At 38.7% G+C, this 11,589-nt stretch carries 11 protein-coding genes; 2 read left to right on the top strand and 9 right to left on the bottom strand.

Going from position 1 to position 11,589, the window contains the following annotated elements; all coding sequences use genetic code 11:
- A partial coding sequence (locus tag ACIQ32_RS09835) for an aromatic amino acid hydroxylase (protein WP_396195515.1) occupies positions 1–1,574 on the top strand: 1,574 nt, incomplete at its 5' end.
- Between the two features lie 62 nt (positions 1,575–1,636).
- Positions 1,637–1,945, top strand: a complete 309-nt coding sequence (locus ACIQ32_RS09830) for a rhodanese-like domain-containing protein (protein WP_396195514.1) — start codon at positions 1,637–1,639, stop codon at positions 1,943–1,945.
- A 30-nt stretch (positions 1,946–1,975) separates the two neighbouring features.
- On the opposite strand, the gene ACIQ32_RS09825 is transcribed toward ACIQ32_RS09830, so the two are convergent.
- From ACIQ32_RS09825 to ACIQ32_RS09785, 9 genes are all read right to left on the bottom strand, one after another.
- Complete coding sequence (locus tag ACIQ32_RS09825) at positions 1,976–3,343, bottom strand: T9SS type A sorting domain-containing protein (protein ID WP_396195513.1); 1,368 nt, start codon at positions 3,341–3,343, stop codon at positions 1,976–1,978.
- Positions 3,344–3,418: 75 nt separating this feature from the next.
- Positions 3,419–4,066: a response regulator gene (locus ACIQ32_RS09820; protein WP_396195512.1), complete on the bottom strand. Its 648-nt coding sequence runs from the start codon at positions 4,064–4,066 to the stop codon at positions 3,419–3,421.
- Positions 4,067–4,298: 232 nt separating this feature from the next.
- Entirely contained in the window at positions 4,299–6,203 is a 1,905-nt protein-coding gene (locus ACIQ32_RS09815) for a tetratricopeptide repeat protein (RefSeq protein WP_396195511.1), read from the bottom strand.
- 49 nt (positions 6,204–6,252) lie between these two features.
- The gene (locus ACIQ32_RS09810) at positions 6,253–6,534 is read right to left on the bottom strand and encodes a hypothetical protein (RefSeq protein WP_396195510.1); all 282 of its coding nucleotides are present in this window, start codon (positions 6,532–6,534) and stop codon (positions 6,253–6,255) included.
- 94 nt (positions 6,535–6,628) lie between these two features.
- The gene (locus tag ACIQ32_RS09805) at positions 6,629–7,159 is read right to left on the bottom strand and encodes a DUF6252 family protein (protein WP_396195509.1); all 531 of its coding nucleotides are present in this window, start codon (positions 7,157–7,159) and stop codon (positions 6,629–6,631) included.
- Positions 7,160–7,250: 91 nt separating this feature from the next.
- Complete coding sequence (locus ACIQ32_RS09800) at positions 7,251–8,678, bottom strand: hypothetical protein (protein WP_396195508.1); 1,428 nt, start codon at positions 8,676–8,678, stop codon at positions 7,251–7,253.
- A gap of 60 nt (positions 8,679–8,738) precedes the next feature.
- Entirely contained in the window at positions 8,739–10,580 is a 1,842-nt protein-coding gene (locus tag ACIQ32_RS09795; RefSeq protein ID WP_396195507.1) for a PQQ-binding-like beta-propeller repeat protein, read from the bottom strand.
- A gap of 24 nt (positions 10,581–10,604) precedes the next feature.
- Positions 10,605–10,976 (bottom strand): hypothetical protein, encoded by a 372-nt coding sequence (locus ACIQ32_RS09790; protein WP_396195506.1) that lies wholly within the window; start codon positions 10,974–10,976, stop codon positions 10,605–10,607.
- A gap of 76 nt (positions 10,977–11,052) precedes the next feature.
- On the bottom strand, positions 11,053–11,589 hold a 537-nt coding region (locus ACIQ32_RS09785), incomplete at its 5' end, for a GSCFA domain-containing protein (RefSeq protein WP_396195505.1).

Raw genomic sequence — 11,589 nt, 5'->3', positions numbered from 1 at the left:
CCGGTCTGGAAGTGGATTCTATTCCGAACATGTACGGCATGAACCGCATTTTAAAAGAAATTGGTTGGGCTGCCGTGGCTGTAGATGGTTTTATTCCGCCGAATGCTTTTATGGAATTCCAAGCGTACAACGTTTTGGTAATTGCTTCGGATATCCGACAATTAGAACATATTGAATATACACCTGCTCCGGATATCATACACGAAGGTGCCGGCCACGCTCCTATTATTGCCAATCCGGAATATGCTGAATATTTGCGCCGTTTTGGAGAAATTGGTTGTAAAGCGATTTCGTCTTCTCGCGATTACGAATTGTATGAAGCGATTCGGTTGTTATCGATTTTAAAAGAAGCCGAAGACACTCCGGAAGAAGACATTAAAAAAGCAGAAGATCAGGTAGACTTTTTACAAAATAATATGGGCGAACTTTCGGAAATGTCCAGAATCCGCAACCTACACTGGTGGACAGTGGAATATGGCTTAATTGGCACGGTGGATAATCCGAAAATTTATGGTGCCGGTTTGCTTTCCTCCATAGGCGAAAGCGCTTGGTGTATGACGGATAATGTGACCAAAATCCCTTATGATATATCGGCTGCCGACCAAAGTTTCGACATTACCAAACCGCAACCACAGCTGTACGTCACACCTGATTTTGCACATTTGAGTTTGGTTTTGGAAGAATTTGCCAATACGATGGCATTGCGCACCGGAGGTTTATCGGGCATTAAAAAATTAATTGACTCCAAGGCTTTAGGCACTATAGAATTGAGTACCGGCATTCAAATTTCGGGGGTATTTAGCAACGTTATTGAACACGAAGGCAAACCGGTTTACGTACAGACTACCGGTAAAACGGCCTTGTCTTACCGCGAAAAAGAATTGGTAGGTCACGGAACCGCATACCACACCGAAGGATTTGGTTCACCAATAGGAAAACTGAAAGGCATCAACTTGGCGATTGAAGATATGAGTCCGCGTGACTTAAGAGCTTACGACATTTACGAAGCGGAAAAAGTTACCTTAGAATTTGAGGGCAACATCAAAGTAACCGGAGAAATCATTACCGGTTCCCGAAATTTGCAAGGAGAAATCATCATTATCAGTTTTAAAAACTGTACAGTAACCCATAATGAAACCGTATTGTTTTTACCGGAATGGGGCATTTACGATATGGCGGTGGGTAAAAAAGTAATTTCTGCTTTTTCAGGTCCGGCTGATGTGAATAGCTTTGACATGATTAACCACGTACCATCTTCTCAAACTATCAAAGCTAAAAAATCAGCAGAGCGCGAAGAACTGGAAGGTTTATACCTCAATGTACGAAACATACGTGAAGGCAAACCGGCTGTCATTTCATTAGAAAAAACATTTGAAATAGTAAAAGACAAACATCCGAAAGACTGGCTATTATCAGTAGAAATTGCCGAATTGTGCGACAAAACAAACAATACAGCCCTGTTGCACGATGTTTTAGTCCATTTGGAAAAAGTGAAGCAAAGTCGCCCCGAGATAGCTCATTTAATTTCAGGCGGACTGGCATTATTTCTGGAAAAAGTAAGCTTACAACACTAATGTAACCTTTGTTACTGCCAACTAAAGTCGACTAAAATATCTTTGTTGAAAAAATTTGAATTATGGGACTATTAGACATGTTAGGTTTAGGCAGCAAATCAGAAAGCATCAATGATTTTGTGAATAAAGGCGCTGTGATTATTGATGTAAGAACCATTGGCGAATTCCGCGAAGGACACATCAAAGGATCAAAGAACATACCTTTAGATACAATAAGCAGTAATGTAAACGACATCAAAAAGCTGGACAAACCGGTCATTGTGTGCTGTCGCTCAGGAATGCGAAGTGCGCAAGCCGCATCCATCTTGAAATCGGCGGGAATTGAAGTAATCAACGGCGGCGGATGGCAGAGTTTGGATAGTAAATTATAAAAAAAGGCTCCTATTATGGAGCCTTTTTTATTATTGTACAACTACCTTTCTAGTAATACTGCTGTTGTTTTCAAAAGTGATTTTTACCAAGTAAACTCCGGACGGATTTTGGGTTAAATCGAGTTGTAATTCATTTTCAACTGCTGTTTGAGTGTAAATACTCTTGCCGAAAATATCATAAACTTCAACCTCACGAATAGTTGTGTTTTCGGCTTTTAAAGATACTATACCTTGAGTTGGATTCGGATAAAGCGCAAATTGGGTTGCCTCTAATTCTTCTATTCCCAATCCGGAACACTGAAAAATGGCAAGCGGCGTTTCTCGACTCAAATAAGTACCATCTCCCAACATCCCATCAGAATTGTTTCCGCAGGCATAAATTGTCCCGTTAGCCACTTGGAAAAAAGAAAAATTACCACCGGCTATTACTTGCTGAACGACAGCCCCAAAAGTCAATTGTTGTGGTGAAGTTCTGTTGGTTATCGTTGCATCTCCCAATTGATAAGAAGTATTCAATCCCCAAACCCATACTGTACCATCGGTTTTTAATCCTAAATTATGATTATTGGCTTGGACTTGCAACCAATTGGTATCGGTACCAATTTGAATTGGTGCTGTTTTATTAACCGTTGTATTATCGCCCAGTTGCCCTTGGGCATTATAACCCCATACCCACAAGGTTCCGTTGGTTTTAACCGCCACCACATGTTGTTCTCCGGCAGTAGCATAAGCCCAATCCGTATTGGTTCCCACTTGTGTTGGAACATTGACAAACATGGTTGCTCCTAATCCCAGCTGTCCATTGAGTCCAACTCCCCAAGTCCAAAGTGTTCCGTTAGAACGCCTTCCCACATTGTGTGAACTTCCAACGGAAATGGTAACCCAATCATAGGCTTGACCTATCCTAACCGGAGTTGGTCTATTGGTATAAGTCCCATCTCCTAATTGTCCTGAGAGATTCCCTCCCCAAGCCCAGAGAGAACCGTCGGTCTTGATTCCCATGGTACAATTGAGATTTGAGGAAATATACTGCCAATTGGTATCCGTTCCGATTTGAACTGGTGTATTTCGGTTTGTTGTGGTATCATCACCTAATTTCCCGTAAGTATTTTGTCCCCAAGCCCAAAGAGAGCCGTCGGTTTTAATGGCAAAAACACTGTACCAGCCGGCAAAAACATTAGCCCAATTGGTAGCTGTCCCAACCTGAACCGGAGCTCCGGCATCATTGGTTACGGGACCAATTCCGAGTTGCCCATATTGATGATCTCCCCAAGTCCATAGTGTTCCATCGGTTTTAATGGCTGCAGTAAATTGATTGCCTGCAGCTATTTTTTGCCAACATTGGGCATTAACACTTATAGCTAGCAAACAGAAAGTAATAAGTAATTTTGATCTCATCTTGATTTATTTTTAGTCAAACAAACTTATGATGAGATTGGCGTAAAAAAAATACGACATCTGTCGTATTCTGGTTTATATCAGATTATTACTCTTAGCTTTTTGAATCGCTTCGAGTTTGTTGTGGACTTGAAGTTTATTGTAAATATTCTCGATGTGCTTGCGCACTGTAGAAGGCGACAAGAATAAATTATCGGCAATCACATTGTAGTTCAATCCTTTGCTGAGTTGTTCCAGCACTTCCACTTCACGAGTAGTCAACTTGATTTCTTCCTGACATTTCTCTTCAAAACTCACAGGATTTCTAAGTAGTTTCAAGGTTTTTAAAGCGATAGAAGGATTCATCGCCGCACCGCCGTTGAGCGTTTCTATAATACCTTGATGCAGTTCTTTGGGATTGACTTCCTTCAATAAATAACCATCAGCTCCTGCTTTAATGGCGTTAAAAATATTTTCATCGTTGTCAAATACCGTCAACATGATGATTTTGATTTGCGGGTATTTCGATTTGATGATTTTAGTGGCTTCAATTCCGTTACAAACCGGCATTTCAATATCCATCAAAATCAAATCAACACACTTGTTTTGCTCGAGCTTCTTTTGTAGATCATTGCCATCCACCGCGGTAAACTTCAATACCAAGTCGTCGAAAAAAGATAACTTTTCGGCTACTGCTTTTTGCAAAAAAACATTATCGTCTACTATGGCTATTTTGGTGGACATATGCTGCTATTGTATAACAAATTTGACTCTTTTTTTTGAATGTTGGTTCATCCATTCTAAAAAAGTCCTTTTCAAACGTGTAGACTGCTTGAAAATCCACAGAATGAAAAGGACAACAATAAAAACAACCTATTGTTTTTTTTTTGATCAATACCACTTGACTTTCCAAAGTTGGAAAAAGAAAGTTTAAAAAAAAATACGTCATATGACGTATTTCACTAGGCTGTATTACTTACTGATTTTTCAATCGGATACTGATTACAGTACCATGGTCGAGTTTGGAAACCAATTCAAAATGGCCTCCGATATCCTGAATGCGTTTTTGCATGTTGTGAATTCCGTTGCCCATCATGACCATCTCTCGGTCAAAACCTTTGCCGTCATCGGTAATTGTAATGGCTATCCCGTTTGCATGGGGTTCAATGCTCACCGTAACGCTCTTAGGCTGTGCATATTTAATGCTGTTGTTGATGGCTTCCTGTATGGTTCGATACAAATTCATTCCTTGAACAGAAGAAAAGATTTTGCTTTTGAGTGTTGCATCCACCATAAATTCAAAACGTATATCCTCTTTAGCTTCCTGGGCTTTCTCCATAAAATTGTGGATTCGCGCTTGTAAATCTTCGAAGGTTATTTCGCTTTTGTTCATCGCCCAAATCGTATCGCGCAATTCAATAATGGTATCTTTAGCAAAGCTGCTGATGTTGGACAGTTTAGCGTCCAGTTTTTCATTTTGTATGTCGAAAGCGTACTTGATATTATCGACGGAAGAAATTATAAAAGTCAGCTGAGAACCGATATTATCGTGTAAATCTCTTGAAATGGCCAATCGCTGTTCTTGCAATTTGTTTTGGTTTTCGATTTTAGAGATGGCCGATTTGAGTTCAAACTCTTGTTCCTGCTGTTTGATTTTGAGTTTTTGTTGACGATAAACCAGGTAAATAATACAGAGCAAAGCAAAAGAAATCAGCCCTAAAATTAAAAACTGCATGTTCTTGTTCTTGATTTCGATTTCGCGTTCTCTGATTTCGGCTTTGGATTGCAGGAGTTGTTTTTCTTTCTTCTCGTTTTGGTATTTGGCCTCTAACTCGGAAAAGGTTTGGGCGCGTTGCTCATCAAAAACAGAATCTCTGAGCTTGATATAGCTTTCTTGGTCTTCCACCGCTTTGGCCAAATTGTTGCGTTTCTTGTTAAACAAAGCGCGTTGCATATAAAAATCGCGCAACTTTTCGGCGTTTCCGCTTTTTTTAGAAAACCAATAGGCTTTTTCAAAGAGTTTTTCAGCCTCATTAAAATCGTCTAACTCATAGGCAATTGTGGCTAAATTGGTATAATTAGTCGCCCTTTCATAATAGTAATAAGTATTTTTATTTCCCTGACTCAGTTCAAATTTTTTGTCGTTGATTTTGAGTGCAGAAGTAATCCATCTTTTAGCTTCTTTGAACTTTTTTTGTTTCAACAAAGTATTGCCTATGTTATTGTAAGTTTCAGCTATTTCCAAGGTATCTTTTCCTTTGTAGTACCTAAACACTTGTTTGTGGTAATACAATGCGCTGTCGGGTTTGTTCCAATCGTCAAAATTGATGGCAATGGCGTTAAGTGCGTTGCTAATCATATCCGGACTTTTCTCTTTTTGACTAGTCCAATATTTCAGGGCTTTTTTACCATAGAAAATGCCTTTGGGATAACTTTCAAAATCGTGATACGTCAAGGAAAGTGTGGCATTAAAGAAAGCAATCCAGTTTTCTTTTTTTTCTTTTTCAGCGATTCGAATTCCCCTCAAGCAATGGTCGACGGCTTTATCGTATTGTCCTTGTTTTCGGTAAACCTTGCACAAATTATTATAAACCGTCAATAAAGAAGGCACATCGTTTACTTCTTGTAAAATTTTTATAGCCCGATTTCCGTAAACTATGGCGCTATCTAATTTATTATAATCTGTACAACGAGCATTTTTACAAAAATAATATTGGCCTTCTTCTGCCGGAGTTTTAACCAGTCTTTTAGCTATTTTAAAGTAATAATCCGACGAATCTTTAGATGTAAAGGCTTTGCCTAACGTTTTTCTCAAATCTTGAGCCATAGTCACTGCAGAAATAAACAAGCCAATAAAAAGGAATAAATGTTGCTTTTTCATTCGGATAGTATATAGTATAAATGTAGTGAAAATGTTAAAATTTTCATCATTATCGCTCTTTTTTTGGAAAAGAATTTTCGAATAACTGATAATTTAAATCAAAAACATTTCGGCTCAAGACAGCGTTTACCTCTTTCATTTTCGTTTTTAAATCTTCCGAGAGTTGAATTTGCAGGGATTGGTTTTTACAATCTTCATTAAGCTGTACCATCAATTGTTCCAACGGTCTTAGTTTGGAAGCAAAGGCATTACGCTCAGAAAGCATCTTGTAAATCAGAAAAACAATGAGTCCGATTAAACACAAAAAAACAGCGATTAAAAAAAATGTCATACCTATTCGAATGTAGCTTGTAAAATTGAGTCAAAAAAAGAGCAAAAAAAATACGGCGAATGCCGTATTTTTTTAAACTATTGGTTTTCTAAAACTAGTTAGAAGTAAAGTTTACATTAAAAGCACCATTGGTGACCGCTTTGGTATCTTCACCGTCTTGATTTTTCCCTGTGAAGTTAAAAGTTCCTTTCACATTGGTATCTGAAATCTCAGTAATAGTAACCGATCCTACAGCTCCGGAATTGTCGTAAGGCGCAGCCCAAACTAATGAGTTTAACGGATTACTGATGTTGCTTTCGATGTAAGTTGCGACAGTAGAAATAGTAGCGTCATCGCTAATTTCGTAGGTGTTTGTTCCTTCTTGGTAACCCGTAATAATAATTTGAATGGCTTTCCCGGAAGCATCACTTCCTTGAACGATAATAGTGGTAAGTCCGCCAACCACTTGTTTAGTGGCAAATGTTCCTAATTCCATTGAAGTAAAATTAGAACCGGCCACTCGGGCTTTAACTTGTCCTAAAGAAGCAGTAGCGCCACCTCCGCCACCATCATCACTGCTGCATGAGGTTACCAAAGATACTAGCGCAATGGCTAAAAAGATTCCGAATTTTTTCATAGTTTTCATGTTTAAAAATGGTTAAAGTTATGGTACAAATATTGGCTAATCTATAGACACTATCAATACGACATTTGCCCTATTTTTCTCAACTTATTCTTTAACCCTTGGGGCTCAATACACTTTTAGGTAAAGTAACAAACTTTAAAATATTGGTTTCATTTTGACTGGAAATGAAGTATAATATTTCATTCTTCTCATCATAAAAAGGTAAACCATCAAAATCCGCTGAATTGATTTTGCTGCCCAAATTGATGGGTTCAGACCAGCTCTTCCAGGTATCATCTAACCGATAAGACACATAAATATCGTAACTGCCGAAAGCACTGAAACCGTTACTGCCGAACAATAAAGTTTTGTTATCTGACAACAACTGACACATGCCTTCTTCTGCGGCAGAATTGATAACCTTCCCCATATTTTGGAGAAAGCCATAGGTTCCGTCCTCTTTTTGTAGGGCAAAATATAAATCGCTTCCGCCTTGTGAAAAATCGGTTTCAATGCCCATGAGTAAAACCTTCTTGTCAGCAGTAAGAAAAGCTTCTGCATTTTCATCATAATTATTGTATGCCGCTACCTTTATTTGACCCTGATTACTGTAAGTCCCGTTAGTAACCGTAAAACATTCAAAACCCGTCTCTCCGGTTCCTTTTGAATAGGATGTACCGCCTTTTAAGACTAAATTATCATTAATGCACCACAAATGGTTATAATACTCATTGCCATTCAGCGAAGTTTCATTTTTTGGATTCACCCATTGTCCTAAAGCGTTCTTGGTAAAAGAGTAGATTTCACTTTTAGGGTCACCAACTGCAGTAATAAAAAGTGTTTTCCCATCGGTAGCGATTGAACCACTGGAAGGCACAATTCCGGTTAATTCGAGTGTTTTTGCAGGGGTCAAAGCTTCCAATTCCGGCCTTGTATTCACTGTTGGATTTATAGGACTATCATTGTCAGAAATTCCTATGGCATCAATTTCTTTTTGACCGGGTAATAACGCAAAATTAAACTCAACTCTAACCGCAACCACGCCCGACACGGCTTGCTCTAAAATGGCGTATTCCACGCCGGGATTAATCACATCAGGTGCATCTTGGATCTTTCTTCTTTTGCGTTTGAAGTAGTAACTTCGGTCTGCCGGAATGCTAGCTTTGAATGTTGGTGTTTTATAATCCTTTTTTCTGCCCCAAACCGTTTCGTATTTGCCATTGCCCTTGTCAACCGCAATACGAACCACACAACCGGCATTCAAGTTTTCGAAAACAGCCACTTGCTTAACCGTTTGTGGTTTTTCGAAACCCACCTCAACCCATTCATAGCCGTCTAAAGCTTTTTTGGGCATCCAGGCATTCGGACTGGTTCCGCCTTGAGGAAATGCATCGGGTCTTCCTAATATTCTTTTGATGCTGTTTTGTTTTCCACCCAAGTCGGAGGAATATTTTATCAATTTATTCGCCCATTGCACTTGTTGTGCAGTAGTTATTCCGAATACCAGTAACAGCAAATACAGTAGTCTATTTTTTTTCATTTTAAACGAATTAAAAAAGGACTGCAAAAAACTTGCAGTCCTTAAAACTTATTCAAAAACTTAATTATTCACTTTTATTTTTTCTACTTTTTTTCCTTTGAAAGCGAAGATAAATTCGCCATCATCAGTAATGTCGATACCTGCGCCGTATTGTGGACTTCCTCCTTTTCCTTTAGACTGGACAGAGCCTTTAGTTTCTCCATTGGTCATGTCGATACCATAGATGATATTTTTGCTGTTTCTTTGGTCTCTTAAGTAATAGTTGCCTTCGATTTCGTAGAAGTAATCAACCCCTCTGATTTTTTCGGTGGCATAAACTCGAGAACCGTCTTTTTTGTTGTAAGAGGCCAATCCTTTTTCAGAAAGTACAACTACTTTTTCTCCAAAGTCAATTACGTCAGTCGCTTTACCCACTTTGGCATCATTGTGTTTTACATCAAACAATTGGTTACCGGAGGCTATGTCGTAACCGTAAAACTCATCGCCATCGCCTACAAAAAGAGTTTTGTTATTTTCTATGATAAAATCCGTGATGCGTTTGTCAAATTTTTCAGAACGCCAAGCCGTTTTACCGGTTGAATCATCGATACACAACACTGAATTCTTTTGCGCTTTGTAATCCCAATAAATGTAAGGCACCCATTGTTTTACACTTCCTCCTCCAAAACCGCCTAAAGCCATTCCGGCAGACAATCCGCTTGAGGTTTCTTCCAATCTAAACTCTTGTACTTGTACTTTACCTCCTACTTGCACCAAAACTTTATCGCCTGATTTATAAATGTTCGGCATACAAAAGGCGCCGGTGATTTTTTCGGAAGCCCAAAGCAATTTTCCGGATTCTAAATCGTGTTTTTCCACATATTTAGTTCGGTCGCGAGTGCCCAATATTACTATATAAACCGCATTATCGGTAAATAAAGGTTGTGCAATGGTGCGGTAAATTTTTGATCTTCTACCGCCACTGAACATGCCTCCTTTGGCACCTTGCATATCATTTTCATAAGTTACTTCCCAAAGTTTCTGACCGTTATTGATGTTATAAACCTGTAATCCGTCTAAGTACATGTATAACTTATCGCCTTTGATCCATAAATCAACAATAGCTCTGCGGGTAACCAACTCTTTTTCAATAGTTCCCAAGAAAGTGGCGTCCCAAAGTATATCTCCGTTAGCAGCATTGATTTTAACCAACTGATTTTTAAAACCGGCGAATAATGCTCCCAGAGCGGTTGGCTTAAAGTTGATCATCACAATTTCATTTCTTACGGCATCGTAAATATATTTTCCAACACCACCTTTGAAACGATTGGTTTCCCATACTTTTTCTCCGGTATTGGCTTTTACCAAAATCACAGAAGCCTTTTGTGAAATTAAAAACGCATCTAATTCAGAAATATACTTTACGGTATCCAATTCGCCTTCATCGCTTCCTTCTTCAGCTTTGGTTCCTTTTTGGATTAGATTTTGATATTCTTCTGAATTCCATAACTCTTTCCCGGTAGCAATATCGATTACGGCCACGCGGTCTGTTCCCATTTTTCTTTCGTCAAAAAGAAACAAATAGCCACCTTTATCACCACCTTTTTGAATTACATATTGGTATTCACATTTGTTGGTTTTGTTGGTGGTGATTTTTTTATAATCGCCACTCCAAATGGTTTTTCCGTTGGCATCTAAAACTGTAGCCGAATTGTCATCGGTTCCTAATACATACTGACCGTTGTTTACCGAAACGGCTAAGCGGGAAGCTTTATTATCAAATTCAGATTCCCAAGCAGTAGCAAAACTGCCCGATTTTTTTCCGGCTGATTTGCCCTTACCGAGTAATTTCCCAAACTGGGCATTTGCGGGTAATGTGACCGCTAAAAAAAGCGTCATCATTACTAAAGTAACTTTTTTCATAATCTATTGTTTTTATTGTTAAGGTTAAAATGTAATGGTATAGCGAATTTTGTAACGCTGTTGCTTTTGCAGTTTGAACTTAAACTTGTGTTCGAGGATGTAGTTGGACATAAAATTGATGAAATCAATGTTTTTGATGTCGCTGTCTACTTTGAAAAAGGAAGAAACTTTCCCGTTTTGGACTACGCCTATATCCACTACCATAGTGCCTTTGACTTCAGCGTATTTTTTGTTTTTCTTTTTTTGAAAGTCTTCGGACTGAAATACTTCATCGATTTCTTTGGTCACGGTTTCCGAAACAACTTCTTCATCGGTTAGTACCGGCCTTTGAGCGGAAAGATTTTGGGTAGAAAGCATTATCAATGCCAACACCAAAAGGGTTTTAATGGTTTTCATGGTTTAGGTTGTTAAATATCATAACAAACCTATTGCGAAATGCTTTCACCGGAAATACGGCAAATGCCGTATTTTGTTAAAATTGGAATTGAGGAAACTGACTTTGTAGTCTGATAATCTTTTGGTTAAGGGTTTCCAAAAACTGTTGGTGACTTGTAGTATCGGGATTAAACGGTCGATGCGCTAATCCTTTTTGGATGTTGCAAACTTCTTGCATGGTAGCAAAACAATCAGCATTGACATAATTTTCAAAAAAGCAAATCCAAATGTAATCGATGGCAGCTTGGCTAGGATGCAACATATCATCAGCATAAAAGCGATAATCTCTGAGTTCGTCCATCATGATTTCGTAGGAAGGAAAGTAATTAGTGTTCCGAGCGCAAGGTTGCGTGTTCAGTAAATTTTGCAAAGCTGTGATAAGATGGGCTTTACTGCGTTGGTTTTCGGGGAAACCGTCTTTAGTATGGCGTACCGGAGAAACCGTAAAAATAAAACGACAATCGGGGTTGATTTGGCGAATCAAATCCATTGTATTTTGGATAGATTGCTGAATGGTTTCGGGCGATAAGATTTCTTTGGAAAATTCTTTTTGGGGAACTTTATGGCAATTGGC

Source organism: Flavobacterium sp. (genome assembly GCF_044373165.1).
Classification (GTDB): Bacteria; Bacteroidota; Bacteroidia; order Flavobacteriales; family Flavobacteriaceae; genus Flavobacterium.
The sequence above is the reverse complement of the archived record's forward strand: the minus strand, read 5'-3'. Positions and strand labels throughout refer to the sequence as shown.